This window comes from Streptomyces sp. (assembly GCF_035644915.1).
In the GTDB taxonomy this organism is placed as follows: domain Bacteria; phylum Actinomycetota; class Actinomycetes; order Streptomycetales; family Streptomycetaceae; genus Streptomyces.
Window position 1 is genome coordinate 17,658 of record NZ_DASQNP010000022.1, and the last position, 25,368, is coordinate 43,025.

25 protein-coding genes are annotated in these 25,368 nt (G+C 73.3%); 11 read left to right on the plus strand and 14 right to left on the minus strand.

The window, feature by feature from the left end; all coding sequences use genetic code 11:
* Window positions 1-36 precede the first annotated feature (36 nt).
* The 4 genes from VE546_RS03005 (at window position 37) to VE546_RS03020 (ending at window position 3,723) form a co-directional block, all read left to right on the plus strand.
* The gene (locus VE546_RS03005; RefSeq protein ID WP_324917826.1) at window positions 37-258 is read left to right on the plus strand and encodes a hypothetical protein; all 222 of its coding nucleotides are present in this window, start codon (window positions 37-39) and stop codon (window positions 256-258) included.
* A 46-nt stretch (window positions 259-304) separates the two neighbouring features.
* Window positions 305-835, plus strand: a complete 531-nt coding sequence (locus VE546_RS03010) for a DUF6879 family protein (RefSeq protein ID WP_324917829.1) — start codon at window positions 305-307, stop codon at window positions 833-835.
* Between the two features lie 84 nt (window positions 836-919).
* A complete protein-coding gene (locus VE546_RS03015) occupies window positions 920-3,094 on the plus strand; it encodes an ATP-binding protein (protein ID WP_324917832.1) in 2,175 nt (724 codons plus the stop codon).
* Window positions 3,091-3,723: a GNAT family N-acetyltransferase gene (locus VE546_RS03020; protein ID WP_324917835.1), complete on the plus strand. Its 633-nt coding sequence runs from the start codon at window positions 3,091-3,093 to the stop codon at window positions 3,721-3,723. Before VE546_RS03015 ends, VE546_RS03020 begins: the two co-directional genes overlap by 4 nt.
* Window positions 3,724-3,794: 71 nt before the next feature.
* Here VE546_RS03020 and VE546_RS03025 read toward each other — a convergent pair whose 3' ends face one another.
* From VE546_RS03025 to rpmB, 8 genes are all read right to left on the minus strand, one after another.
* Window positions 3,795-5,072: a thymidine phosphorylase gene (locus tag VE546_RS03025; RefSeq protein WP_324917837.1), complete on the minus strand. Its 1,278-nt coding sequence runs from the start codon at window positions 5,070-5,072 to the stop codon at window positions 3,795-3,797.
* 35 nt (window positions 5,073-5,107) lie between these two features.
* Window positions 5,108-5,458, minus strand: coding sequence for a cytidine deaminase (locus VE546_RS03030; protein WP_422664565.1), 351 nt, complete (start codon window positions 5,456-5,458; stop codon window positions 5,108-5,110).
* A gap of 69 nt (window positions 5,459-5,527) precedes the next feature.
* The gene (locus tag VE546_RS03035; RefSeq protein ID WP_324917843.1) at window positions 5,528-6,790 is read right to left on the minus strand and encodes an ABC transporter permease; all 1,263 of its coding nucleotides are present in this window, start codon (window positions 6,788-6,790) and stop codon (window positions 5,528-5,530) included.
* A complete protein-coding gene (locus tag VE546_RS03040) occupies window positions 6,787-7,938 on the minus strand; it encodes an ABC transporter permease (RefSeq protein WP_324917846.1) in 1,152 nt (383 codons plus the stop codon). The genes VE546_RS03035 and VE546_RS03040 overlap by 4 nt, the downstream gene beginning before the upstream one ends.
* Window positions 7,935-9,515: an ABC transporter ATP-binding protein gene (locus VE546_RS03045; RefSeq protein WP_324917896.1), complete on the minus strand. Its 1,581-nt coding sequence runs from the start codon at window positions 9,513-9,515 to the stop codon at window positions 7,935-7,937. Before VE546_RS03045 ends, VE546_RS03040 begins: the two co-directional genes overlap by 4 nt.
* A gap of 300 nt (window positions 9,516-9,815) precedes the next feature.
* Window positions 9,816-10,877 (minus strand): BMP family ABC transporter substrate-binding protein, encoded by a 1,062-nt coding sequence (locus VE546_RS03050; protein ID WP_324917849.1) that lies wholly within the window; start codon window positions 10,875-10,877, stop codon window positions 9,816-9,818.
* A gap of 346 nt (window positions 10,878-11,223) precedes the next feature.
* Window positions 11,224-11,529, minus strand: a complete 306-nt coding sequence (gene rpsN / locus VE546_RS03055) for a 30S ribosomal protein S14 (protein ID WP_324917852.1) — start codon at window positions 11,527-11,529, stop codon at window positions 11,224-11,226.
* Window positions 11,529-11,765, minus strand: a complete 237-nt coding sequence (gene rpmB, locus VE546_RS03060; RefSeq protein ID WP_324917855.1) for a 50S ribosomal protein L28 — start codon at window positions 11,763-11,765, stop codon at window positions 11,529-11,531. Before rpmB ends, rpsN begins: the two co-directional genes overlap by 1 nt.
* 67 nt (window positions 11,766-11,832) lie before the next feature.
* Here rpmB and rpmG point away from each other — a divergent pair, with 67 nt between their 5' ends.
* The 4 genes from rpmG (at window position 11,833) to rpsR (ending at window position 13,823) form a co-directional block, all read left to right on the plus strand.
* Window positions 11,833-11,997: a 50S ribosomal protein L33 gene (rpmG, locus tag VE546_RS03065; protein WP_150249057.1), complete on the plus strand. Its 165-nt coding sequence runs from the start codon at window positions 11,833-11,835 to the stop codon at window positions 11,995-11,997.
* 68 nt (window positions 11,998-12,065) lie between these two features.
* Window positions 12,066-12,320 (plus strand): type B 50S ribosomal protein L31, encoded by a 255-nt coding sequence (locus VE546_RS03070; protein WP_324917861.1) that lies wholly within the window; start codon window positions 12,066-12,068, stop codon window positions 12,318-12,320.
* Window positions 12,320-13,519, plus strand: coding sequence for a CobW family GTP-binding protein (locus VE546_RS03075; RefSeq protein ID WP_324917864.1), 1,200 nt, complete (start codon window positions 12,320-12,322; stop codon window positions 13,517-13,519). Before VE546_RS03070 ends, VE546_RS03075 begins: the two co-directional genes overlap by 1 nt.
* Before the next feature lie 67 nt (window positions 13,520-13,586).
* Window positions 13,587-13,823 (plus strand): 30S ribosomal protein S18, encoded by a 237-nt coding sequence (gene rpsR, locus VE546_RS03080; RefSeq protein WP_324917867.1) that lies wholly within the window; start codon window positions 13,587-13,589, stop codon window positions 13,821-13,823.
* Between the two features lie 70 nt (window positions 13,824-13,893).
* On the opposite strand, the gene VE546_RS03085 is transcribed toward rpsR, so the two are convergent.
* The 5 genes from VE546_RS03085 to VE546_RS03105 all read right to left on the minus strand — a co-directional run bounded on the left by VE546_RS03085 (window position 13,894) and on the right by VE546_RS03105 (window position 20,186).
* The gene (locus tag VE546_RS03085) at window positions 13,894-15,141 is read right to left on the minus strand and encodes a M20 family metallopeptidase (RefSeq protein WP_324917869.1); all 1,248 of its coding nucleotides are present in this window, start codon (window positions 15,139-15,141) and stop codon (window positions 13,894-13,896) included.
* A gap of 159 nt (window positions 15,142-15,300) precedes the next feature.
* Window positions 15,301-16,518: a hypothetical protein gene (locus VE546_RS03090; protein WP_414720383.1), complete on the minus strand. Its 1,218-nt coding sequence runs from the start codon at window positions 16,516-16,518 to the stop codon at window positions 15,301-15,303.
* A gap of 13 nt (window positions 16,519-16,531) precedes the next feature.
* The gene (locus VE546_RS03095; protein ID WP_324917872.1) at window positions 16,532-17,467 is read right to left on the minus strand and encodes an N-acetylneuraminate synthase family protein; all 936 of its coding nucleotides are present in this window, start codon (window positions 17,465-17,467) and stop codon (window positions 16,532-16,534) included.
* A gap of 2 nt (window positions 17,468-17,469) precedes the next feature.
* On the minus strand, window positions 17,470-18,684 hold the full coding sequence (locus tag VE546_RS03100; protein WP_324917874.1) for an acylneuraminate cytidylyltransferase: 1,215 nt from the start codon (window positions 18,682-18,684) through the stop codon (window positions 17,470-17,472).
* A 167-nt stretch (window positions 18,685-18,851) separates the two neighbouring features.
* Window positions 18,852-20,186 carry a DUF6716 putative glycosyltransferase gene (locus VE546_RS03105; protein WP_324917877.1) on the minus strand — a complete coding sequence of 445 codons (1,335 nt, stop codon included), beginning with the start codon at window positions 20,184-20,186 and terminating at the stop codon, window positions 18,852-18,854.
* Between the two features lie 187 nt (window positions 20,187-20,373).
* On the opposite strand from VE546_RS03105, the gene VE546_RS03110 reads away from it, so the two are divergent.
* From VE546_RS03110 to VE546_RS03120, 3 genes are all read left to right on the plus strand, one after another.
* On the plus strand, window positions 20,374-21,405 hold the full coding sequence (locus tag VE546_RS03110; protein ID WP_324917880.1) for a glycosyltransferase family 2 protein: 1,032 nt from the start codon (window positions 20,374-20,376) through the stop codon (window positions 21,403-21,405).
* Window positions 21,402-22,832 carry a hypothetical protein gene (locus tag VE546_RS03115; protein ID WP_324917883.1) on the plus strand — a complete coding sequence of 477 codons (1,431 nt, stop codon included), beginning with the start codon at window positions 21,402-21,404 and terminating at the stop codon, window positions 22,830-22,832. The genes VE546_RS03110 and VE546_RS03115 overlap by 4 nt, the downstream gene beginning before the upstream one ends.
* 275 nt (window positions 22,833-23,107) lie before the next feature.
* Window positions 23,108-23,260, plus strand: coding sequence for an SCO1431 family membrane protein (locus VE546_RS03120; protein WP_324917885.1), 153 nt, complete (start codon window positions 23,108-23,110; stop codon window positions 23,258-23,260).
* Between the two features lie 101 nt (window positions 23,261-23,361).
* Here VE546_RS03120 and VE546_RS03125 read toward each other — a convergent pair whose 3' ends face one another.
* On the minus strand, window positions 23,362-24,960 hold the full coding sequence (locus VE546_RS03125; protein ID WP_324917888.1) for an acyl-CoA mutase large subunit family protein: 1,599 nt from the start codon (window positions 24,958-24,960) through the stop codon (window positions 23,362-23,364).
* Window positions 24,961-25,368 lie beyond the last annotated feature (408 nt).

Sequence of the window (25,368 nt, forward strand, 5' to 3'; positions counted from 1 at the left end):
GACGGTCTGCGGCACGCGGACCGGAAAAGAGATCAGATGAAGCTGACCAGATTATTCAAGGACCAGGGTTCCGGTGGCACCGGCTGCCCCACCGTGTACCTGGCCGAGAACGGCGACTTCGTGATCCAGGGGAATATCCTCGACAGCGACACAACGGCCGAGCTGGAGAACGTTCTTCCAGGCGAGAGCGCCGTACGGATCTCCGTGGACGTCGTGCTCGGCGCGGTCGAACGCTATACGGCCGCACGGGAGGGATGACATCCGGGTGGGCGGGACGTACTTCTCCCTGAGCGATCCCGAATTCATGCGCCACTTCTCCGATTTCCGGCGCACGGCATACCGTCTTGAGACGCTGCAGTTCTACGACGTCTCCTACGAGAGGGCCGAGTTCGACCGTTTCCTCTCCGGCGAGCCGCGTGGCGTGTTCCCAGGGATCGACGAGTGGGGCGCCCTGGTCCGGAGCGGAGTACGGGAGGGGAAGGAATTCCAGCGGGTCCACCTCGTGACCGAGCCCCTTTCCGACTATGTGCGCTTCGAATGCGCCTGGGCCTATCGGCACAACGTCGCCGCCGGTGAGGACGTACGCATCGTCCCGCTTCGGCAGGGCGAGTGGCCCGAGGACCTGCCGCGGCAGGACTACTGGCTGTTCGACTCCGCCCTGCTGCTGCTGATGAACTACGACCCGGACGGCTCCTTCGTGTCGGCGGAAGCCGTGGACGACGAACTCCGGGTCGCCGACGCCGACCGCCTGCGCGCCAGGGCCGTCGAGCGTTCGATCGCCTTCCCCGACTACGCGCGGGAGTTTGACGACCTCATGCGCAGGCGCCGCGATTGAACCGAATCCGGCGAGAGCCCCCGGTGCCGTCGGACTCCGCTGCCGGCGGCACCGCCGTATCCGCTTTCCCCTCGGGAGATCACAGTGCTCGACGGGTCTGAGGCCGAGAGCGTCCGCAATGAACTGAGCGGGGAGTCGGGGAACGCCGTGCAGGCCGGCGTGGTGTACGGAGGCATCCGCTTCGGCGGTGCGGACGGACGGCCCGCCCCCGTCCCCCGCCAGCTCCCCATGGACGTCCCGGCCTTCGTCGACAGAGCGCCGTACCTGAACATGCTGGATTCCCTGCTCGACCGCGGCACGGGCGGCGGAGGCGATCACGGAGTGGTGATATCGGCCATCGCCGGGCCCCCGGGAGTCGGCAAGACCGCGCTCGCCCTGCACTGGGCCCACCGGGTCAGGCACCGGTACGCGGACGGCGACCTGTACGTCGACATGCGCGGACACGGATCGGGCAACCGGCTCGACGCGGGTCAGGTGCTGGACGGGTTCCTCCGGGCGCTCGACGTGCCCCCGCAGCGGATTCCCGCCGACACGGAGGGCCGCTCGGCGCTGTTCCGCTCCCTGCTCAGCGGGAGGCGCATGCTCATCGTGATAGACGACGCGGCCGGGTCCGGCCAGGTGAGGCCGTTGCTTCCGTCCTCGCCCCGCTGTCTGGTGATCGTCACGAGCCGGAACGTCCTCTCCGGTCTCATCGCACGGGACGGAGCAACTCGCATGGTGCTGGACATCCTTCCGCCGGAGGAGTCGGTCGAACTGCTGAAGCGGATCGTCGGGGCCGAGCGCATCGCGGCCGAACCGGAGAGCGCGGGACGTCTGGCGGAGATGTGCGCGCACTTGCCGCTGGCCCTGCGCATCATGGCGGAGAGGATCAACAGCCGGCCCTTCGCGACTCTCGCGGAACTGGTGGAGCAGCTCGAAGACGAAAGGGCGCGCCTCGATGCGCTGGGTTTCGAGGACGACGAATTGAGCGACGTGAGGGCCGTGTTCTCCTCCTCCTACCGGGCCCTTCCGGAGCCCGCCGCCCGGCTGTTCCGCCTCCTGGGCCTGCATCCGGGCGCGGAGGTGAGCACGGCGGCAGCGGCGGCGCTCGCGGGCACGGAGACGAGCACGGTCCGGCGCCTCCTCGACACGCTCACCGGCGCGAGCCTGTTGCAACCCGTCGCCGCGGGACGGTTCCGGCTGCACGACCTCCTGCGCCTGTACGCCGCGGAGTGCGCGGAGCGCGACGAACCGCGGGAGGACCGCGCGCGGGCGGTCCACCGGGTCCTGTCCTGGTACCTGCGGACCGTCGCGACGGCACACCGCGTGATCCTGCCCGCCTTCCACGACGTGCCCATGGACGGCTACGGCCACGACGTCCGGCCGCTGGCGTTCGAGACGGTCGACGAGGCCATGGCGTGGTTCGAACAGGAGCGCCTGAACCTCATCGACGCCCTCCGCTTCGCGCTCCGGACCGGGCACTACGGCATCGCCTGGCGGCTCCCGGCCGTGATGTACGGGTTCTTCGAGCTGCGCTCCCACTGGTCGGAGTGGCCCGGCATCCACCGGCTGGGCCTCGAAGCGGCGAAGAAGGCCGGCGACCCCTACGGCGAGGCCTGCAACCACCTCGGACTCGGTGACGCCCACTGGCTGCTCGGCCGGCTGCCGGAGGCGCGGGAGTGCTACGAGAGGGCCGCCCGGCTGGGCGGGAAGGTGCGGGACGGCTGGATCGAGGGCTTCGCGCTGCGGCAGATCGGCACCGTCCTGTGCCAGCAGGAGCAGGTCGACCAGGCGGTGGCCGTCACCCGTCGCGCCATCGAGGTGTTCCGTGCCTACGGGGAGAAGCGCGGCGAGGGGATGGCGCTGCTCAGCCTCGCCAACTGCCACCGCGCACTGGAACGGTACGACGAGGAGCTGCGCGACTGTCTCGCGGCGCTCGCCATCTTCGCCGAGCTGGGGGACGAGTGGAGCGTGGCCTGGGGCCGCCACATGGCGGGCCGGGCGTACGGCGACACGGGGGACCACCGGCAGGCCGTGGACGCCCACCGCAGGGCGCGCGAGGCGTTCCGGCGCTTCGGCGACCGGCGCAACGAACTGCTCTGCCTCGTGGGGGTCGCCGAGGCGCTGGACGCGGTCGGCGACGACGGGGCACGCGCCCACTGGGAGCAGGCGGCCCACCTGGCCGGTGCCCTCGACGAGTCGGCGACCGCCGATGTGCTCGGCCGGATCACCGCCGCGCTGCGGGCGCACACCGACGGGCGGGAGGAGCGTTCCGGATGACGGCGGGGATCACGGTGGAACTGGGCGACGCGGCACTGGCCGCCGCGCACCGGGCGGCCGTCTGCCGGATGCGGCACCGGGTCTTCTCGGCTCCCCCCTTCGTCGCCTCGTCGGCGAGCATGCGGGAGTACGAGGCCCTCTTCGACGGCTATCTGCGGGAACCCGGCTTCGGCGTCGCCCTGGCGCTCCACTCGGACCGCGTCGTCGGCTTCGCCTACTGCCACCGCCTGTCGGCGGACCACCGGTGGTGGGAGGGATTCCCCGGCGGTGTCCCGGAGGATCTCTCCGCCGAGTGGGAGGGCCGCACCTGCACGCTGGTCGACCTCGCCGTGGAGGAGTCCCGGCGCCGCACGGGGGTGGGCAGGATGCTGGTCGACTCGCTGCTGTCGACGCGGCGCGAGGAACGCGCGCTGCTCTCGGCCCAGCCGACGGCGGCCGCGGCCCACGCCTTCTACCGGGCGACGGGCTGGGAGCTCGTCGGGCGCAAGGGACCGATCCCCGGTGTCGTCCCGCCGTACTGGGACATCTACCTGCGCCGGATTCCGCGGGAGGAGGGCTCCGCGCATCCGGTGGCCCGCCCGCCGGCCCCCGGGCGGCGTGGGGCGGGCGGCGCCGGGCCGCGGGGATGACCCGGCCCGCACCCGGGCCCCGGCGCGCGCTCCGGGGGGCCGGGAAGGGCGCGCCGGGGTGCGGCGGGACGTCAGGCGATGCGGTCCAGGATCAGGGGGGTCGGCTCGTACGAGGCGCCCTCGGTGATCTCGATCGCGTCGCCGGTGAGCGCTTCGAGGGCGTAGTCGAAGCGCTCGGGGGTGTCGGTGTGGAGGGTCAGCAGCGGGGCGCCGGCGGTGACGCGGTCGCCGGGCTTGGCGTGCAGCTCCACCCCGGCGCCGGCCTGCACCGGGTCCTCCTTGCGGGCGCGGCCCGCGCCCAGCCGCCAGGCGGCCAGGCCCACCGCGTACGCGTCCAGCCTGGTGAGGACGCCGGAGGTCTCGGCGCGCACCGTGTGCCGCTCGCGGGCGACGGGCAGCGGGGCGTCCGGGTCGCCGCCCTGGGCGGCGATCATGCGGCGCCAGTGGTCCATCGCCGAGCCGTCGGCGAGCGCCTTGGCCGGGTCGGCGTCCGGCAGGCCGGCCGCGTCGAGCATCTCGCGGGCCAGCGCCAGGGTCAGCTCCACGACGTCGGCCGGGCCGCCGCCGGCCAGGACCTCCAGCGACTCGCGGACCTCCAGGGCGTTGCCCGCGGTCAGCCCGAGCGGGGTGGACATGTCGGTGAGCAGGGCGACGGTCCGCACCCCGTGGTCGGTGCCGAGCCCGACCATGGTGCGGGCCAGTTCACGGGCGTCGTCGAGGTTCTTCATGAACGCGCCGGAGCCGACCTTGACGTCCAGGACGAGGGAGCCCGTCCCCTCCGCGATCTTCTTGGACATGATCGAGGAGGCGATCAGCGGGATCGCCTCGACGGTGCCGGTGACGTCGCGCAGGGCGTAGAGCTTCTTGTCGGCCGGCGCCAGCCCGTCACCCGCCGCGCAGATCACGCAGCCGGCCTCGCGCAGGACGCCGAGCATCTCCTCGTTCGACAGGCGGGCCCGCCAGCCGGGGATGGACTCCAGCTTGTCGAGCGTGCCGCCGGTGTGGCCGAGTCCCCGGCCCGAGAGCTGGGGGACGGCCGCGCCGCAGGCGGCGACCAGCGGGGCCAGCGGCAGGGTGATCTTGTCGCCGACGCCGCCCGTGGAGTGCTTGTCGGCGGTGGGGCGGGACAGGGAGGAGAAGTCCATCCGCTCCCCGCTGGCGATCATCGCCGCGGTCCAGCGGGCGATCTCCTCGCGCTCCATGCCGTTGAGCAGGATCGCCATGGCCAGGGCCGACATCTGCTCGTCGGCCACCTCGCCGCGGGTGTAGGCGTCGATGACCCAGTCGATCTGGGCGTCGCTCAGACGGCCCCGGTCGCGCTTGGTACGGATGACGGAGATGGCGTCCATCGGGGGTGCGGCTCCTTGGGGTGGGCGGGGGTGGGTCAGCGGTCCGCGAGGTTCTCGGGGCCGAAGGCGTCCGGGAGGAGGTCGGCCAGGGGCCGGACGCCGGAGGCGGTGTCGACCGCCAGGTCCGGGCCGCCGTGCTCCCACAGCAACTGGCGGCAGCGGCCGCACGGCATCAGCACCTCGCCCCTGCCGTCGCAGCAGGTGAAGGCCGTCAGCCGGCCGCCGCCGGTGGCGACCAGCTCCGAGACCAGGCCGCACTCGGCGCACAGCGCGACGCCGTAGGCGGCGTTCTCCACGTTGCAGCCGCCGACCACCCGGCCGTCGTCCACCAGTGCGGCGGCGCCGACCGGGTACTTCGAGTACGGGGCGTAGGCCCGGGACATCATCTCCCGGGCCCGCTCCCGCAGCGCCGGCCAGTCCACACCGCCGGCGCCCGTCGTACGGGATTCGCTCACTTACTTGCCTTCGCCCTTCCGGTAGGGCTGTCCGTTGGCCTTGGGCATCCGCAGCCGCTGCGCGGACATCGCGAGCACCAGCAGCGTGGCGACGTACGGGGCCGCGGTCACGAACTGGCTGGGCACCTCGTCCACCGACAGGTACCACACGAACAGCACCAGACCGGTGACCGCCGCGACCAGGCCCGTCGCGTACTTCTTCCGGTACAGCGCCCAGGCGGTCGCCAGGACGAGCACCACCGCCAGCAGCAGGAGCAGCGCGTGGACGTTCTGGCCGCCGCCGCGCAGGTTGAGGCTGTCGGTGTAGCCGAACAGTCCGGCGCCCAGCGCCAGGCCGCCGGGCATCCAGTTGCCGAAGATCATCGCGGCGAGGCCGATGTAGCCGCGGCCGCCGGTCTGGCCCTCCTGGTAGATGTTGGAGGCGACCTCGGCGAGGAAGACGCCGCCCAGGCCGGCGAAGCCGCCCGAGATCATCACCGCGATGTACTTGTACTTGTAGACGTTGACGCCGAGGGTCTCCGCGGCGGTCGGGTTCTCGCCGCAGGAGCGCAGCCGCAGGCCGAAGGCGGTGTTCCACAGCACCCACCGGCTGAGCGGGACCAGGGCGATCGCCACGACCGTCAGCAGGGAGAGGTTGGTGACCAGGCCGCCGACGAACCCGGCGAGGTCCGAGACGAGGAACCAGTGCTTGTCGTTGAGCTTGTCCATGGCGTCGGACAGCCCGGGGACGGTGATCCTGGTGATCGGCTCGATCGGCGGGGACTGCTTGCTGGTGCCGCCGTCCATCTCGGCGAAGGTGAAGCTGGACAGGTAGCGGGTGGCGCCGACGGCGAGGATGTTGATGGCCACGCCGGAGACGATGTGGTTGACGCCGAAGGTGACGGTGGCGACGGCGTGCAGCAGGCCGCCCAGCGCGCCGCCGAGGATGCCCATGACCACGCCCGCCCAGGGGCCCCACTGGACGCCGGCCCAGGCGCCGAACCAGGTGCCCAGGATCAGCATGCCCTCCAGGCCGATGTTGATCACACCGGCCCGCTCGGCCCACAGGCCGCCCAGGCCCGCGAGTCCGATCGGCACGGCCAGCCGCAGGGCGGTGGAGGTCTGCCCGACGGAGGTGATGCCGTGGGCTCCGGTGACCAGCCGTACGGCCGAGACCAGCACCAGGACGCCCGCGATGACGAGCATCCACTCGGCGAGGGTGAGGCGGCGGCGGGCGGTCTTCCGTGGCTGCTGCGCGGCCGGCTTGGTGAGGACGGTGCTCACGCCGACACCTCCTTGCGGTTCTTCGGGCCTTCACCGGTGTCGGCGCCGGTGCCGGCGGCACTCGCCGACGCCGCGGCGGCGGCGAGTTCCTCGCCGACCTTCTGCTGCTGGCGGCGCAGGCCGTAGCGGCGCACGGACTCGTAGCTGATGACGACCGCCATCACGATCAGTCCCTGCATGATCGTGGCGATCTCCTTCTCGTAGCCGTTGTAGTCGAGCGTCGCCGACGCCTTGTCGAGGAAGGCGATGAGCAGGGCTCCGAGGGCGATGCCGGCCGGGTGGTTGCGGCCGAGCAGGGCGATGGTGATGCCCGTGAAGCCGATGCCGGCCGGGAAGTCGAGGCTGTAGGTGTGGGCGTCGCCGAGCAGGACGGGCATGCCGGCCAGGCCCGCGACGGCGCCGGAGATCAGCATGCTGGTGAGCACCATCCGCCTGGCGTCGACGCCGCTGGCGATCGCGGCGCTCTCGCTGGCGCCGGTGGCGCGCAGGTCGAAGCCGAACCGGGTCCGGTTCAGGACCAGCCAGTACAGGACGCCGCACAGCACGGCGACGACGACGAAGCCGTAGATCTCCCCGGCCGCGCCGAGGTCGATGCCGGGGAACCAGCCGGATTCGGGGATCTCTCCGGTGGTGAGGTTGTTGCCGCGCTGCTCGCCGAACTGGGCGGGCAGGACGAGGTAGGCGATCACGCTGGTGGCGATGGAGTTCAGCATGATCGTCGAGACGACCTCGCTGACTCCGCGGGTGGTCTTCAGCAGACCCGCGATGCCGGCCCAGAAGGCGCCCACCAGCATCGCGACGAGCAGGATGAGCAGGATGTGCAGCGGCCCGGGGAGGCTGACGGAGGCGCCGACCAGCGCGGCGACCATCGCGGCGAGCCGGTACTGGCCGTCCACCCCGATGTTGAACAGGTTCATCCGGAAGCCGACGGCCACCGCCAGCGCGGCCAGGTAGTAGGTGGCCGCCTGGTTGACGATGAGCACCTGGATGTCGGAGTGCATCGCGTACTCGAACATCAGGGTGTACGGCTGGACGGGGTTCCGGCCGGAGGCGATCAGCACCACCGACGTCAGCACCATGGCGACCGCGATGGCGAGCACCGGCCCGCCGGCCGCCAGGATCAGCCGGTCCTTGTCGAACTTCTTCATCGGTCCTCTCCCCCGTCCTGCGCCTGGCCGGACTCCTCGTCCTGGAGGTGGCCGGAGGCCGCGCCGGTCATGGCGGAGCCCAGGGCTTCCGGGGTGATCGTGGCGGGGTCGGCGTCGGCGACCAGTCGGCCGCGGTACATCACGCGCAGGGTGTCGGACAGGCCGATCAGCTCGTCCAGGTCGGCGGAGATCAGCAGGACGGCCAGGCCCTTGCGGCGCGCCTCGCGGATCTGGTCCCAGATCTGCGCCTGGGCGCCGACGTCCACGCCGCGCGTGGGGTGGGCGGCGATCAGGAGCCGGGGGTTGTGGCTCATCTCGCGGCCCACGATCAGCTTCTGCTGGTTGCCGCCGGACAGGGACGCCGCGGTGACGTCGATGCCGGGGGTGCGGACGTCGTACTCGGTGACGATCCGTTCGGTGTCCTGGCGCGCGGCCTTGATGTCCAGCCAGGGGCCCCTGCTGTTGGGGGCCTCGGTGACGTGGCCGAGGATGCGGTTCTCCCACAGGGGGGCCTCCAGCAGCAGCCCGTGCCGGTGGCGGTCCTCGGGGATGTAGCCGACGCCGCCCTCGCGGCGCCTGCGGGTGGGCCAGGCGGTGATGTCCTCGCCGCCGAGGGTGATGGTGCCGCTGTCGGGGGTGCGGGTGCCGATCAGGGCGTCGATCAGCTCGGTCTGCCCGTTGCCCTCGACGCCGGCCAGGCCCAGCACCTCGCCCTTGCGGATGGTGAAGGTGATCCCGTCCAGGACGGTGCGGGCGCCGTCCACGGCGTCGTTCTCGGTGAGGGTGAGCCCCTCCACCTGGAGCATCGGGGTGTCGGTGACGGTGGACTCGCGGGTCTCCGGCGAGGGCAGTTCGGCGCCGACCATCAGCTCGGCGAGCTGCTTGGCGGTGACGTCGGCCGGTTTCACGGAGGCGACGGTGGTGCCGCGGCGTATGACGGTGATGTCGTCGGCGACCGAGAGCACCTCGCCCAGCTTGTGGGAGATGAAGATGACGGTCAGGCCCTCGGCCTTCAGTTCGCGGAGGTTGGCGAAGAGCGCGTCCACCTCCTGCGGCACGAGCACGGCGGTCGGCTCGTCGAGGATGAGGGTGCGGGCGCCGCGGTAGAGGACCTTGAGGATCTCCACGCGCTGGCGGTCGGCGACGCCGAGGTCCTCCACGTAGGCGTCGGGGCGGATGCCCAGGCCGTAGGTGTCGGAGATCTCCTTGATCCTGGCGCGGGCCCGCGCACCGATCCCGTACAGCTTCTCGCTGCCGAGCACGGTGTTCTCCAGGACGGTGAGGTTGTCCGCCAGCATGAAGTGCTGGTGGACCATGCCGATGCCCCGCTCGATGGCGTCGCCGGGGTCGGAGAGGCTGACGTCCTCGCCGTCGATCGTGATGGTGCCCTCGTCCGGCTTCTGCATGCCGTAGAGGATCTTCATCAGGGTCGACTTGCCCGCACCGTTCTCGCCGACGACGGCGTGCACGGTGCCCTTGCGGACGGACAGGTGGATGTCGTGGTTGGCGACGACACCGGGGAAGCGTTTGGTGATCCCGGTCAGTTCGACGGCGGGAGGGCTGCTGGACGCGTTGATGGTGCACTCTCCTCGGGGCTAAGGAGCGGCTCGTAGGGGGGCTCCGGCGGGCGGGGGCCGGGTGGGGACCGGGGACTCGCCGGGCCGCGGTGGGCGAAGGCGACGCTACCGTGTCACCGGGTGACTACGCGCGTAGAGTCCGTTCTGCAAGGCGGGCCCGGCCGGCGGACCCGCCTGGGGTCTCCGCCGCCGGGCCCGGGGCCCGGACCGGGCGGCCGGCGCGACGGGCGTCCGGGAGGAGGGACGCCGTCCGTCGCGCCGGGCCGCGCCGGCCGCGCCGGGATCGGCTCACGGCTCGGCTCAGGGAGCGGTCTTGACCTTGATGTCGCCGTTCGCGATGCCCTCCCGGGCCTTCTTCACGGCGTCCTGGACCGCGGTCATCTTGGTGAAGGCCGGGTTGGAGTCGGACAGGCCCACCCCGTCGGACTTCAGGTCGAAGCGGACCTCGCCCGACAGCGGCTTGCCGTCCTGGACGGACTTGACCAGGTTGTAGACCGCGCCGGAGACGTCCTTGGTCATGGAGGTCAGGATGCGGTCCTTGTACTTCGCCAGCGTCTTCTGCCGGTACTGGTCGGAGTCGACGCCGATGACCCACTTCTTCTGGCCGGCGACCGCCTCGATGACGCCCTGGCCGGCGAGGCCGGCGGCGTGGTAGATCACGTCGGCGTCGGCGTCGAGCTGGCCGCGCGCGGCCTCCTTGCCCAGGTCGGGCTTGGAGAAGCCGTTCATGTCCGGCGGCTGGGTGAGGTACTGCCTCTTGATCTTGACGGACGGGTCGGTGTCCTTGACGCCCTGGACGAAGCCCGCCTCGAACTTCTTGATCAGCGGGACCTCGACACCGCCGACGAAGCCGACGACCTTGCTCTTGGTGGCCTTGGCGGCCGCCACGCCCGCCAGGTAGGAACCCTGCTCCTCGCTGAAGACGAGGTTGGCGACGTTCTCGGCCTTGACGGTGTCGTCGTCGATCAGGCCGAAGGTGGTCTTGGGGAACTTCTCGGCGACCTCCTCGACGGCGGGCGCGTAGGCGAAGCCCACCCCGATCACCGGGTTGTAGCCCTGCCGGGCCAGTTCGGTGAGGCGCTGGACCTTGTCGGCGTCCGACTCGCCGTCGGACGGCTCGACGTCCTGGCCGCCGATGCCGAAGTCCTTCCTGGCCTTCTCGAAACCGGCGTAGGCGGCGTCGTTGAACGACTGGTCACCGCGGCCGCCGACGTCGTAGGCGAGGGCTATCCCCTTGCCCTTCTTCGAGGACTCCGAGGAGGAAGAGGAGGATTCGGTGGACGTGCTGCCACATGCGGTGGCGCTGAGGGCGAGGGCCGCGGCGGTTCCGGCCGCGGCGAGGATCTTGCTTACCCGGCGCAAGAGGACTTCCCTTCGCTCGAAGCGCCTCCGTTGGCGCTGGCTTCCGCCGCATCGTAACGCGCGTAGATATCAGGAAAAGCCCTCCAGGGGAGCCGTTATCACTTCGGTGTGAACGCCTCGTGTCCGCTCGCTTGTGGAGGGTGACGCTCAAGTGTCGACTGCGCCTCCGGACCGTGTTCTCCGCCTCTTCACCGCCCGGCCGGGCGCGCGGGGGGTGAGGAAAGACACAAAAGGTGGCACGGCGCCCGGGCGGGGTTCCCGCGCCGCGGCGGCACGTACCGCGCCGCGGGCCGCCGGGCGGGGGGTGCCCGCCCGGCGGCCGGCCGCGCCTCCACGCGACGCCCCGTCACCAGGAGGACTTGGTGACCCCGGGCAGGAGGCCGGCGTGCGCGTACGCCCGCATCCGCACCCGGGACAGCCCGAACTTCCTCAGGTGTCCGCGCGGCCGGCCGTCCACGCCGTCGCGGTTGCGCACCCGGGTCGGACTGGCGTCACGCGGCTGGCGCCGCAGTTCCGCCAGGGCGGCGGCGCGCTCGGCCTCCGTCGAGGACGGGCGGCGGATGATCTCCTTCAGCTCCGCGCGCCGGGCCGCGTACCGGGCGACGACCTCCCGGCGCTTCTCGTTCTTCGCGATCTTGCTCTTCTTCGCCATCAGACCCTCCCGCCCCGCGCGCGGATGCGGGCCACGGCGGCCTCGATGCCGATGGCGTCGACGGTCTTGACGCCCTTCGCGCTCAGGGTGAGCCGGACGTACCGGCCCTCGCTCGGCAGCCAGTACCGCTTGCGCTGGATGTTGGGGTCGAACCGGCGGGAGGTGCGCCGGTGGGAGTGGGAGATCTTCTTGCCGAAGCCCGGCTTCGCGCCGGTCAGTTGGCAGTGGGCGGACACGGGGGTTCCTGCCTCTCTTCGCACGAATCCTTTTTGAAAACGGTAACCATTGTCATACACTGACCGCATGGCACGCAACGAACTGCGCCCGGTGATCAAGCTCCGCTCCACCGCGGGAACCGGCTACACCTACGTGACCCGCAAGAACCGCCGCAACGACCCCGACCGCCTGGTGCTGCGCAAGTACGACCCGGTCGCCCGCCGGCACGTCGACTTCCGCGAGGAGCGCTGACCCCCTCCCGGAAAAAGGGAGATAGGGGAAGTATCGGAAGTACAGCCGGCATCAGGAAGGACACCGCCATGAAACCCGGAATCCACCCGCCGTACCGCCCCGTCGTCTTCCGCGACCGGGCCGCCGACTTCGCCTTCCTCACCCGGTCCACCATGACCAGCGACCAGACCATCGTCTGGGAGGACGGCAACACCTACCCCGTCGTCGACGTCGAGATCTCCTCCGCCAGCCACCCCTTCTACACGGGCAAGACCCGTGTGCTGGACACCGCGGGCCGCGTCGAGCGGTTCGAGCGGCGCTACGGCTCGCGCGGGGCCCGTTGATGGGGGCGGCGGAGAACCGCGGGCTGCCCGTCGTGCTCGTCGGCGGGCTGCACGCCGACGCCCGCAGGGAGGTCGTGGAGCACCTGCTGCGTGCCGTGCCGGGCAGCGTGGCGCTCCACCACGACCTCTCCGCGGCGGCCGGGGGCACCGTGCGGCGGACCGTGCGCGACGCCTCGGGCGAACTGCACTCCGGCGAGGCCCCGTTGGTCAACGACTGCGCGTGCTGCGCGCTGCGCGAGGACCTGGTGCCGGAGCTGGAACGGCTGGCCGCCGGCGGCCTGACCCGGCTGGCGGTCGTCGAACTCTGGGACTCCGTCGAACCCAGGGGGATGGCCGAGGTGATCGCCGCGCACGGCGGGGACGCACTGACCCTCACCCAGGTGATCACCGCCGTCGACCCCGCGCTCGTCCTGCCCTGCCTCGGCAACGGGGACGACCTGGCGGACGCCGGTCTCGCGGCGGCCGCCACCGACCACCGGACGGTCGCCGACACCTGGGCGCGGCAACTGGAGTACGCGCCGGTGCTCGCCCTCGCCGGCGGGGAGACCGGTGGGGAGGACAGCGACGAGGACAGGGACGAGGACAGCGCCACCGGGTACGCGCTCCTCGCCCAGCTCCACCCGACCGCGCACCGGGTGCCCCTGCCCGCCGGCACGGAGGAGCTGGCGCGGCTGGCCTTCGCCGGCTTCGACGTCGAGATGGCCGCCGCCGCGCAGCACCCGGCCTGCGCACTGCTGCCGCAGGAGGCGGAGGAGGCCGGGGTGGCCACCCTCGTCTGGCGCCGCCGGCGCCCCTTCCACCCCGAACGGCTCCACCGGGCCCTGGAGGACCTGACCTGCGCCGCGGCCCGCAGCCGCGGCCGCTTCTGGCTCGCCGACCGCCCCGACACCCTGCTGGCCTGGGACGCCGCCGGCGGCGCGCTCTGCATCGACAACGTCGGCCCCTGGCTGGCCGCGCTGCCGGAGGCGGCCTGGGAGATGACTCCCCCCACCCGGCGGGCGGCGGCCGCACTGGACTGGCACCCCGAGCACGGCGACCGCTGCCAGCACCTCGTCTTCACCTCCCCCGGCCTGGACCGCGAGGGACTGGTGCGCCTCCTGGACTCCTGCCTGCTGACCGACGCCGAGTACGCCGCCGGCCGCGAGGAGTGGAAGCGCCTCCCGGCCGCCTTCGACTCCCTCCTGGACCCGGCCCCGTAGACCGCCCGTCCCGGGCCGCGCCCCGACCCCTGACCACCGATCACCGACCGAACCGTGGAGGAGACCCGTGCCCCGTCGCCCCGACTCCGGCAAGCGCGCCAAGCCCCGCCCCAACCCCCTGGACGCCGCCGGCATCACCTACGTCGACTACAAGGACACCGATCTGCTGCGGAAGTTCATCTCCGACCGGGGCAAGATCCGCAGCCGCCGCGTGACCCGGGTCACGGCCCAGCAGCAGCGGCAGATCGCCCGGGCCGTGAAGAACGCGCGGGAGATGGCGCTGCTGCCGTACGCCTCCCGGTGACGGCCGACCGCCCGCGGGGAGCGGCACCGCCCGGTCCGCCGGGCGGTGCCGTTACTCGCGGGCGGTGCCGTCACTCGCGGGCGGCGTCCAGCAGGGCCGCGGCGGTGAACAGCTCGACGCCCGCGGTGATCGCGTTCTCGTCGACGTCGAAGTCGCCCTGGTGCAGGTCGCGCGGCGTGCGGTCGCCCGGCGGACGCACCCCGAGGCGGGCCATCGCGCCGGGGACGTGCTCCAGGTACCAGGAGAAGTCCTCGCCGCCGAGGCTCTGCTCGGTGTCCTCGACCGACCCCGTGCCGCGCCGGGCGACCATGGCGTCGCGCAGCAGCTCGGCGGTGGTCTGCTCGTTGACCACCGGGGGGACGCCGCGGATGTAGTTGATCTCGAACTTGGCGCGGTGCAGCGAGGCGACCTCGTCGATCGCGGCGTGCACCAGGTCGGGTGCGATCCGCCAGGCGTGCAGGTCCAGGCAGCGGATGGTGCCGGACAGCTCGGCGTGCTGCGGGATGACGTTGGGGGCGTGGCCCGCCTCCAGCCGTCCCCAGGTCAGGGCGAGCCCGGCACGGGTGTCGACGCGGCGGGAGAGCAGGGCCGGGACCTCGGTGACGAGCTTGGCCGCCGCGGTGACCAGGTCGGTGGTCAGGTGGGGGCGGGCGGTGTGGCCGCCGGGGCCGTCGAGGGAGACCTCCAGCCGGTCGCAGGCGGAGGTGATGGGTCCGGCGCGCAGGCCGATCCGCCCGGCCTCGACCTTGGGGTCGCAGTGCACCGCGATGATCCGCCCCACCCCGTCCAGCACCCCGGCCTCGATGGCGTCGGTCGCGCCGCCGGGCAGCACCTCCTCGGCGGGCTGGAACAGCAGCCGCACCGAGTGCGGCAGCAGCCCCCGGCGGGCCAGGTCCGCCAGGACGAGGCCGGCGCCGAGCACGGTGGTGGTGTGGACGTCGTGCCCGCAGGCGTGGGCCCGGTCCGGGACGGTCGAGCGGTACGGCACCGTCTTGGTGTCCGGGATGGGGAGCGCGTCGATGTCGGCGCGCAGTGCCAGCATCGGGCGCACGCCGTCCCCGGCGGGCGCGCCGTCGGGGTGGATGTCGCAGATCAGCCCCGTGCCGCCCGGGAGTACGCGCGGGCGCAGCCCGGCCTTCTCCAGCCGCGCCTTGAGGGCGGCCGTGGTCCGGAACTCCTGGTGCCCCAGCTCGGGGTGCATGTGCAGGTCCCGGCGGAAGGCGATGAGTTCGGTACGGAGGGCCTCCGGCAGGGCGCCGGGCAAAGGCGTCTCACCGGTGGTCCGGATGCTGGACTCTGGCGACAACAACTGGCTCACCTTGTCGAGGGTAAGCCCAGGTGACAGCCCTCTGCAGAGGGAACGGCCAAAGTTCAGTCTCCAAGGCGAAGAAAAAACGGGGTGGCCGCCGCATAAGCGCTGGTGTGGATGGGTATGGCTTCCGTTTTTCCTCGTTCCACCATGTGGGCACGGCAGGGGTCACGACGTGGACGGTCCCGGCGACACCGGCGGCGGGGAGGGGGCCGGGGCCAGCCGGCGGACGTCCCGCGCGGTGCCGGTGACCCCGGACAGGAAGCCCTGGGCACGCGGCGAGGCGTTCTCCGTCAGCCAGGCCGGGTCCACGTCGCAGACCACCACCGTCACCCCGGTGCCGGCGAGCGCCAGCGGCAGGGTGTGCACGACGGTGGAGGGGAAGCTCAGGACCGTGCGCCCGATGGGGCCGCGGCGGGCGACCAGTTCCAGCGGGAGGTCCGGCCGGACGATCTCCAGCCCCGTCTCGGCGGTGATCCGGTGCAGCTTGTCGGCGCTCTCCCGGCGGTGGGCGAAGTAGCGGGTGGCGCCGTGGGCGCGGGCCAGGGAGGCGACGGCTCCCAGGTAGCGCTCCGGGTCCACCACACCGGTCTCGACCAGCGAGGTGCCGACCAGGTCGGTGCCGCCGGTGAGGATGGGCGGGCCGAAGCGGGCCCGGGTCCAGGCGAAGTCGTTGCGGACGACGGTCACGTGCTCGGGCGGCTCGACCGGCATCGAGCTGAACACCTCGACCCGCTGGTCCGCCGACGGGGTCATCCGGCGGCGCGCCGACGCCGAGATGGGCGCGAAGAGCGCGGCACGCGCTCCCCCGGCGCCCTTGCGGTGCCACCGCACCAGACGCTCGCCGCGGGCGAGCTGGGTGACGAACTCCATGGTGGCCGTGCCGTCGTCGACCACCACGATCCCCCTGCCGCCCCACCCGTCACCGCCGCTCCCGTCGCCGCCGTCCCGCTCGGAGCGGGCGAGGGAGAGCAGTAGCTGCACGTACCGCGAGAACGGGTCGCCCACCACGATCCGCGACGCGCGGCGCAGCGGCCCGACCAGCGAGGCGACCGTCTTCAGCGGTGCGCCCGCCCCGCCGCGGGCCTCCTCCCAGCGGACCGCGACCCCCTCGTCCCGCGCCAGTTCGGCCATCCGCCGGAGCTGCCCGCGCGTCATGGGGTCCCGCGGCGGCAGGACGACCACGGTGAGCTCGCCGGACCGCTCCCCCGCCCCGCCCGGGCGGGTGGCGTGGGCCCACTCCAGGACGTTGAGGAGCTGCACCGGGCTCTCGACGAAGGCGAGGGTGCCCGTGCCGCGGGCGGCGCGGGTGCGGCGCGCCGCCCGGCGTGCCGCACCCGCGCCCGGCCCGGAGTCCGGGTGCGGGAAGACCCCTCCCGTGCTCACCGCGGCCGGCCCGTCAGACCGTCGCGGGTTCGCGGTCGGCGGTGGCCTCCTCGGCCTCGGCCACCACGCCCTTGACGCGGCGCAGCTTCCTCATCGGGGCCAGCTCGCTCTCGTAGACCCTCTTCACGCCGTCGCCGAGCGACTCCTCGATGATGCGGATGTCGCGCACCAGGCGCTGGAGGCCCTGCGGCTCGACGGAGGCGGCCTGGTCCGAGCCCCACATCGCGCGGTCCAGGGTGATGTGCCGCTCGACGAAGCAGGCGCCGAGGGCGACGGCCGCGAGAGTGGTCTGCAGGCCGGTCTCGTGGCCGGAGTAGCCGATCGGCACGTTCGGGTACTCGGCCTGCAGGGTGTGGATCATCCGCAGGTTCAGCTCCTCGGCCTTGGCCGGGTAGGTGCTGGTGGCGTGGCAGAGGACGATGTTCTCGCTGCCCAGCACCTCCACCGCGTGCCGGATCTGCTTCGGGGTGGACATCCCCGTGGAGAGGATGATCGTGCGGCCGGTGGCGCGCAGGGCGCGCAGCAGCTCGTCGTCCGTCAGGGAGGCGGAGGCCACCTTGTGGGCGGGCACGTCGAACTTCTCCAGGAAGGCGACGGACTCCACGTCCCACGGGGAGGCGAACCAGTCGATGCCCTTCTTCTTGCAGTAGGCGTCGATCGCCCGGTAGCCCTCCTCGTCGAACTCGACGCGGTGGCGGTACTCGATGTACGTCATCCGGCCCCAGGGGGTGTCGCGCTCGATGTCCCACTGGTCGCGCGGGGTGCAGACCTCCGGAGTGCGCTTCTGGAACTTCACGGCGTCGCAGCCGGCTTCGGCGGCGGCGTCGATCAGCGCGAAGGCGTTCTCCAGGTCGCCGTTGTGGTTGATGCCGATCTCGCCGGTGACGTAGACCGGGCGGCCCGGTCCCACGATCTTGCTGCCGAGGGTACGGAGGCGGGGGCTGGTCATGCTCAAGACAGTTCCTTTCCGAGGATCCACGAGGCGATCTCGCGGATCGCACCGGCCCCTCCGGGGACGGAGGTGACCGCGCGGGCTGCGCCGCGTACGACGTCGTGGGCGCTGGCGACCGCGACGGGCCAGCCGACCAGGCCGAAGCACGGCAGGTCGTTGACGTCGTTTCCGACGTAGAGCACGCGCTCCGGCGCGATGCCCTGCTCCTCGCACCACTGCTTCAGGGCGAGGTCCTTCCGGTCGACGCCGTGGAGCACGGGTATCCGCAGCTTGCGGGCCCGTGCGGCGACCACCGGGTTCTCCTCCGTGGACAGGATCAGCAGCGGCAGCCCCGCGCGGCGCAGGGCGGCGATGCCGAGCCCGTCGCCGCGGTGGACCGCGACCGTCTCCCGTCCGTCGGAGTCGACGTACACCCGGTCGTCGGTCTGGGTGCCGTCGAAGTCCAGTACGACCGCGTCGACGTCGTCGCGGGTCGGCAGCGCGCCGGGCCGCTCGCCGTCGAGCAGCGGCGCGAGCGCGCGGGCGCGGGCGAGGTCGTGCGGGTCGTCGACCTCCAGCACGCGCGCCGGGTCGGTGCGCACCAGTTCGGTGCGGCCGAAGAAGCGGTGTCCGGCCTTCCGGAAGCCGTCGGCGCGCATCGCGTACGCGGCGCCGGTCTCCAGCAGGTCCTGCGGCCGGTCCTGGCGGCGCGGGCGGTACGCCTTGTCGTGGTTGACGCCGTACCCGCCGTCCGCCGCGTCCCGGACGTCTCCGCCGTCGCGCCAGACGAAGCCGTGGAAGGGGGCGACGGTCAGCGCGCTGTCGGCGCCGCCCCCGGCCACCGCGGCGGCCACGCCCTCGACGTCCTCGCGGGTGAGGAAGGGGCTGGTGCACTGCACCAGCAGCACCACCTCGGCCTCCCGCCCGTGCCGCTCGGCGTGGACGTCCATGGCGTGCAGGACGGCGGCCTCGCTGGTGGCGGTGTCGCCCGCGATGTCGCCGGGCCGCTCGACGACCTCGGCGCCCGCGCCGCGGGCGGCCTCGGCGATGGCCCCGTCGTCGGTGGAGACCACCACGTGCGTCACGCCGCGCGCCGCCAGGCACTCCCGTACCGCGCGCACCACCAGCGGCACGCCCCCCACGGTGGCCAGGTTCTTCGCGGGCACGCCCTTGGAGCCGCCACGGGCGGGGATCACGGCGAGGACGGTCCGGGGGGTCGGGGCGTTCGGGGGCACTGCGGCTCCTTGCTGGACAGCGGTGTGGGCAGGGGCGCCCGGGGCGTTCTCCCGGCGTGCGGCGCTCGCGGCGTTCTTCTCGCTCGCTTCTCCGCCCGCTCGGCACACAGGTGCGGGTGTCGTGGTCGCCTGCGGCCCGGCGGCCTCGCGTGCGGCGCTCGCGGTGTTCACAGCTCCCCCATCCGGCGGATGACCGGCGCCACCCGCTGGACGCCGTGGCGGTACGCGCCGCGCGCCGCGTCCCGCACGGCCGCGCGGACGGCCCGGCGCAGCCCCGAGGCGGGTCTGTCGGCCGCGGTCCCCGGGCGGAGCGCGCCGGAGGGGTCGAGCCCGTGGCGGGCCAGGACGCCGGGGAGGTAGCCGGGAGCGGTGGTGAGCGTGTAGTAGGGGGTGATCGGCGGCAGGGTCTCGCGGGCGACCAGCGCGGCGACGCGCTCGCGGGCGGCGTCGAAGGCCGCCTCGTAGGGGCCGTCGGCCACGACTCCCTGCCGGGCCGTCCAGGCGGGGTCGGCCTCGGGCAGCAGCCCCTCGTCGAGCTGGTCCCAGGAGGCCAGGCAGCCCGAACCCAGGAAGTGGTGGTTGCCCAGCGCCTCGCGGATGCCGAGGTCGGTCAGGATCGCGGTGGGGATGCCCCGGTGGAGGGCCTCCAGGGCGGCGGTGGAGCTGACGGTGACCAGCAGGTCGGTGCGGTCCAGCACCTCGCCCATGTGGCCGTAGACCAGGCGGCAGTTGGGCGGCAGCCCGCCGGGGAGCCGCGCCGCGAGCTTCTGGTACGGCTGCTCCTCGATGTGCGTGGTGTGCTCGCCCGGCTTGCTGCGCAGCTTGACCAGCACCTCCCGGTCGGGGTGCCGGCGGGCGTGCCCGGCGGCGCGGCGCAGCAGGTACTCGCGGTCGGCGCGGTTCGCGGGAACGGACGGCTGGACGGCGAAGACGACGGTGTAGGGCCGGTCCGCCGACGTCTCGTACGGCGCCCCGCCGAGGAAGGGCAGCGCGCACTCCACGACGCTGCCGGCGTCGGCGCCCACTCCCTCGTAGACCGCGCGGAAGCGCTCCGCGTCGTGGGTGGAGTTGGCCAGGACGACGTCCGCGCCGTGCCGCAGCAGCAGCCCGTCGGCGAGCTTCTCGTAGACGACGCCGACGTAGCCGGTGACGGTGACCGGGCGGCGGCCCCGTGCGTTGAGGTTGTGCGCCAGCCCGTGCAGCATCGCCTGGACGGTGCCGCCGACGCAGGCGAGCACCACCACGTCGTACGCGTCGCGGTCGGTGGTGCTCAGGAACTCCGCGGCCGTCACCTCGCGCAGCGAGGCCGCGCGCACGCCGACCTCGTCGAGCTGGCGGGCGGTCGGGGTGGCCCGGCCGCGCAGCAGCAGCCCGTCGATGCGCGCGCCGGGAACGATGCGGTGCGCGGTGAGCGCGCCCCATTTCCAGCGCGTGTCGGAATCGGCGAGCACGGCGATGCGCGTCGGCGACTCCGGTGAGTCCGAAGTGGTGGGTGATGGCACGTCGCCGACGCTAGGAAGACATTCCGATTCTCGGCCCAACGCAAAGGCAACAGACGGTTAACAGCACCTCGACGGACGGCCAACCGGCAGGCCGCGAAAGGGCGTTCACCGTTCCGACGCGGTGCGTTCACCCGCACGTACGGCGCCGGACAGCGCCGGTGCCGATCGGGCGCCTAACCTCACCGGAGTGGTCAAGCTCTCCGTCATCGTGCCGTTCCACAACGTCCGGCCGTACGCCTCCGACGCCCTCCGCAGCCTGCGCGCCAACGCCGGTGATTCCGGGGGGAGCGGGACGACCGGACCACCGGAGATCGAATTCGTCCTGGTCGACGACTGCTCGACGGACGGCACCCAGGACCTCCTGGAGCGCGCCGAGAAGGAGATCCCCGGCGCGGTCCTGGTGCGGCACGGACGCCGGCGGGGCGTGGCCGCCGCCCGCAACACCGGACTGGACGCCGCCCGCGGGGAGTTCCTCGCCTTCCTCGACGGCGACGACTGGGTCGCCCCCGGCCACTACCGCGACCTGCTGGCCGCCGCCGAGGCGCTGGGCTGCGACTTCCTGCGCACCGACCACGTGCGGTGCACCGGCCGCAGGCGCACCGTGGTGCGCGTCCCGCACGGCCGCCGCGGCACCGTGCTGGACCCGCGCGACGCCATCCTGCCCGCGCACCGCACCACCTCCGTCGACTACGCCTACGCCTGGGCCGGCGTCTACCACCGGCGGCTGCTGGAGAGGGGCCTGCTCCGCTTCGACGAGGAGCTGCGCACCGCCGAGGACCGGCCGTGGATCTGGCGGCTGCACCGCGAGGCGGCGTCCTTCGCCGTCGTCGGGCTGACGGGCGTCTTCTACCGGCGCGGGGTCGCCACGTCCCTCACCCGGATCGGCGACGAGCGGCAGCTCGACTTCATCCGCGCCTACGACCGGCTGGTCGAGGAGACCTCCCGCGATCCGGACGCCGCGGCGCTGCTGCCCAAGGCCGTCCGCACCTACTGCGCGGTCATCCACCACCACCTGACGAGCGACCGCTTCGAGCCGCACGTGGCCAAGGCGGTGCGCGCCCGCTGCGCCGCCGCCCTGCGGCGGCTGCCCGGCGACCTGGTGCGGGAGGCGCTGGACTCCATGGACGCCGAACGCTCCGCGCGGCTGCGGCGGCTGCGCCGCCGTCCGGTCCTCTCCCCCGGCCTCCGCGCGAAGACCACCCCGGAGGCCGCCCGATGACCCCCACCGCCCAGAACCCGGCCGCCCCTGACTCCGCCGCCCGGGTGCAACTCCTGCTGGCCACCACGCCGCAGGGCGCCGCACTGCTGGCCGCCGCGCTGGACGCGGGCCTGCTGGGGACGGCCCGGGAACGGCTGCTGCTGGTCGCGAACACCGCCGCCGTCCCCGAGACCACCCCCGCCCCCGACGCCCTGCCCGGCTTCGCGCCGCTGCGGAGCCGCTTTACCCGGGTGCTGTCCTGGAACGCCGTCATCCGCCCCCTCCACCCCGGCGACTGGCGGCCCCGCGCCGACGACGCACCCCTGTGGGAGCGGCAGTTGCGCACGCTGTGGGGGCTGGAGGGCGCCGAGGTCGAACTGGTCGTGGAGGGGATCGGGGCCGCCCCGGCGCAGGCCCTGGCCCGGATCTTCCCCGACGCCCCGCTGGACGCCCTCGCCACCGGGCTGTCGGCCTACGGACCCACTCCCGGCAAGCTCGACCCGCTGCTGGGCACCCGGGTGCGGCGGCTGCTCCACCCCGGCCTGCTGCCCGGGCTGCGGCCGCTGCTGCTGACGGAGTTCGGGGTCGGGGCGCGGGCCGTGCCGGCCGGGGCGCTCCGGGCCGTCCTGGCCGAGTCGGCGCGGGAGCTGCCGCCGGTGGACGCGCCCGAGGGGTGCGCGCTGCTGCTGGGGCAGGACCCCTCGGCGCCGGGCGCGCTCCCGGCCGGGGAGGAGGAGCGGCTGTACGGACGGCTGCTGCGCGGCCTGCGGGAGCTGGGTCACCGCACGGTGGTCCTCGCGCCCGACCCGGCCGCCCCGGAGCACCGGGTGCGGGCCCTGCGGGAGCGGGCCGGCGAGCTGGGCGTGGAGCTGTCCGTGGCGTGGGGCGCGCCGCCGCCGGAGGTGCTCTGCGAGCGGCTGCGGCCGGCGCTGGTGACCGGCTGGTCCCCCGGGGCGCTGCTGACCGCGGGCGCCGTCTGCGGGCTGCCGGTCGCCCGCGGCGGCACGGACGTGGTGCTGACCCGGATGACCCCCTACGAGAACGACGACCGGGTACCGGCGGTGATCGCCGACACGCTGCTGCCGGACCTCGCCGACCCGGCGGCCGGCCAGTGGCGCGTGCCGGACGCCGGCGGGGAGGACGGGGAGGACGGCGGCGGCGCGGCCGGCGCGGACGACGGGGAGACCTGGGCGGAACTGGCCGGGCTGGTGCGGGCGGTGGCCTTCTGCATGTGGCCGCGGGTCCACCCGGAACTGCGCGGTGAGGCCGAGCGCTTCCTGGCCGCCCACTCCGACGACCGCACCCGGCGCCACTTCGCGCGCCGCCGCCTGGTCTCCCTGGCCCTGCCCGGCGCGGTCCCCGCCGGCCTGGCGCCCCTGGTCCGCAGCACGGCCGTACGGCGCACGGCCCGCCGCGCCCGCGCGCTGGGACGGCGGGTGCGGCGCTGAGGGGGCGCGCCCCGGGCGTACGGCCGCCGCCCACGCGTGTCGTTCGTCACAGCCCGGACGGTCCCGTGATCGGCCCGATGTCCCATCCGCCCTGCTTGGGCGGCATGTTGGGGTCGTCCGGCGGGTCCCCGTCCGGGCGGGGGGTGAGCTGCGTCTCTGTGTGAACGGCGCGGCTCCCCGCATTCTGGACTGGCCGCGGCATGCGTCCGCGGCGCCCCCAGACCATCGGCGCCCCGGCGCACGGGCGTGCCACCACGCGAGACGAGGACACCACCATGGGCCACACGATGGCGGCGAGGATCGCAGCACCCTGGGTCCGCACCGGCGGGCCGTCGGACGAGGAGTGGGAGAAGCTGGTCGAGCAGGCGCTCGGCTGGACGCTCACCGTGCTGGTCGCCGTGATCGTCACCAGCCTCGGGCTGCTCTGACCGTCCGCACGCGCCCGTGAACGCGGATGTCCCCCCGGCCTCACCGGGGGGACATCCGCGTTCGCGTGCCGGGCCGGGCCGTGTCGGTCCGGCCCGGGGTGTCAGAAGGCGTCGGCGGGGGTGTGGACGCCCCAGACCTCCCGCAGGGTGTTGCAGACCTCGCCGACGGTGGCCTTCGCGCGCAGGGCCTCCTTCATCGGGTACAGCACGTTGTCGCTGCCCTCGGCGGCCTTGCGCAGCTCGGCCAGGGCCCCGTCCACGGCGGCCCGGTCCCGCTCGGCGCGCAGCCGGGCCAGCCGCTCGGCCTGCTGGGCCTCGATGGCCGGGTCCACCTTCAGCGGCTCGTACGGCTCCTCCTCGTCGAGCTGGAACCGGTTGACGCCGACCACCACCCGCTCGCCGGAGTCGGTCTCCTGGGCGATGCGGTACGCGCTGCGCTCGATCTCGCCCTTCTGGTAGCCGCGTTCGATGGCGGCCACCGCGCCGCCCATCTCCTCGACCTTCTCCATCAGCTCCAGCGCCGCCGCCTCCACCTGGTCGGTCAGCGACTCCACCACGTAGGACCCGGCGAAGGGGTCGACGGTGGAGGTCACGTCGGTCTCGTAGGCCAGCACCTGCTGGGTGCGCAGCGCCAGCCGGGCCGACTTGTCGGTGGGCAGCGCGATGGCCTCGTCGTAGGAGTTGGTGTGCAGCGACTGGGTGCCGCCCAGCACCGCGCCCAGACCCTGTATGGCCACCCGCACCAGGTTGACCTCCGGCTGCTGGGCGGTGAGCTGCACACCGGCGGTCTGGGTGTGGAAGCGGAGCATCATCGACTTGGGGTTCTCCGCCCCGAACTCCTCCTTCATCACCCGCGCCCAGATCCGGCGGGCGGCGCGGAACTTGGCCACCTCCTCCAGGATCGTGGTGCGGGAGACGAAGAAGAACGACAGCCGGGGTGCGAAGTCGTCCACGTCCATCCCGGCCGCGACCGCCGTGCGCACGTACTCGATGCCGTTGGCGAGGGTGAAGGCGATCTCCTGGGCGGGCGTCGCCCCGGCCTCGGCCATGTGGTAGCCGGAGATCGAGATGGTGTTCCAGCGCGGCATCTCCGCCCTGCAGTACCGGAAGATGTCCGCGATCAGCCGCAGCGACGGCTTGGGCGGGAAGATGTAGGTGCCGCGGGCGATGTACTCCTTGAGCACGTCGTTCTGGATCGTGCCGGTCAGCCTGTCCGCCGGCACCCCCTGCTCCTCGGCCACGAGCTGGTAGAGCAGCAGCAGCACCGCGGCGGGCGCGTTGATCGTCATCGAGGTGGAGACCTCGCCCAGCGGGATGCCGTCGAACAGCACCCGCATGTCCTCGATCGAGTCGATCGCCACCCCCACCTTGCCGACCTCGCCGTGGGCGATCGGCGCGTCGGAGTCGTGGCCCATCTGGGTCGGCAGGTCGAAGGCGACGGACAGGCCCATGGTGCCGTTGGCGATGAGCTGCTGGTAGCGGGCGTTGGACTCCACGGCCGTGCCGAAGCCGGCGTACTGCCGCATCGTCCACGGACGTCCGGTGTACATCGTCGGGTAGACGCCCCGCGTGTACGGGTAGGAGCCCGGCTCGCCCAGCTTCTCGGCCGGATCCCAGTCCCGGAGCGCGTCGGGTCCGTAGACCGGCTCGATCGGCAGTCCGCTCTCGGTGAGCCGGCCCTTGCCCGTCTCGCGTGCCATGTTCGGTGCCTCCCCAATCGTCTCCCTGTCCGACACGGACTGTAGCCATCGCCGCGTGAACCGCGGGAGAGCCACGGCCTGGGAGCTTGCTCACAGCCGGCGCGGGTGCTCCCGGCAGGTCGCGGCGGCCCGCGGGGCCCCGCGGGGGCCTAGGGACAGGCTCCCACGGCGCCCGCGCGGCGGGGCGCCCGAGGGGCCCGCGAGTCGTCCGGGGTTCGGGCGAGGTGACGGACGGGAATCCCCCCGGTGGGGGATTCGCACGGGGCCGGTGGCCCCACACGTCCCGGGGGGAGTCCATGGCACGCAGAACCGACGGGTCCGCAGGCCGCGCGCTGTCCGCCGCGGCCGTCGCCGTGCTGCTGGGAGCGGGCTGCGCGGTGCAGCCGGCGGGTGAGGAGTCACGGCGGC

Excerpts from the sequence above, each read along its gene's own strand:
- VE546_RS03005 (WP_324917826.1), top strand. The coding sequence starts at position 37 with ATGAAGCTGACCAGATTATTCAAGGACCAGGGTTCCGGTGGCACCGGC.
- VE546_RS03010 (WP_324917829.1), top strand. The coding sequence starts at position 305 with ATGCGCCACTTCTCCGATTTCCGGCGCACGGCATACCGTCTTGAGACG.
- VE546_RS03020 (WP_324917835.1), top strand. The coding sequence starts at position 3,091 with ATGACGGCGGGGATCACGGTGGAACTGGGCGACGCGGCACTGGCCGCC.
- VE546_RS03025 (WP_324917837.1), bottom strand. The coding sequence starts at position 5,072 with ATGGACGCCATCTCCGTCATCCGTACCAAGCGCGACCGGGGCCGTCTG.
- VE546_RS03030 (WP_422664565.1), bottom strand. The coding sequence starts at position 5,458 with ATGATGTCCCGGGCCTACGCCCCGTACTCGAAGTACCCGGTCGGCGCC.
- VE546_RS03040 (WP_324917846.1), bottom strand. The coding sequence starts at position 7,938 with ATGAAGAAGTTCGACAAGGACCGGCTGATCCTGGCGGCCGGCGGGCCG.
- rpsN (WP_324917852.1), bottom strand. The coding sequence starts at position 11,529 with ATGGCGAAGAAGAGCAAGATCGCGAAGAACGAGAAGCGCCGGGAGGTC.
- rpmG (WP_150249057.1), top strand. The coding sequence starts at position 11,833 with ATGGCACGCAACGAACTGCGCCCGGTGATCAAGCTCCGCTCCACCGCG.
- VE546_RS03070 (WP_324917861.1), top strand. The coding sequence starts at position 12,066 with ATGAAACCCGGAATCCACCCGCCGTACCGCCCCGTCGTCTTCCGCGAC.
- VE546_RS03075 (WP_324917864.1), top strand. The coding sequence starts at position 12,320 with ATGGGGGCGGCGGAGAACCGCGGGCTGCCCGTCGTGCTCGTCGGCGGG.
- VE546_RS03095 (WP_324917872.1), bottom strand. The coding sequence starts at position 17,467 with ATGACCAGCCCCCGCCTCCGTACCCTCGGCAGCAAGATCGTGGGACCG.
- VE546_RS03115 (WP_324917883.1), top strand. The coding sequence starts at position 21,402 with ATGACCCCCACCGCCCAGAACCCGGCCGCCCCTGACTCCGCCGCCCGG.
- VE546_RS03120 (WP_324917885.1), top strand. The coding sequence starts at position 23,108 with ATGGGCCACACGATGGCGGCGAGGATCGCAGCACCCTGGGTCCGCACC.
- VE546_RS03125 (WP_324917888.1), bottom strand. The coding sequence starts at position 24,960 with ATGGCACGCGAGACGGGCAAGGGCCGGCTCACCGAGAGCGGACTGCCG.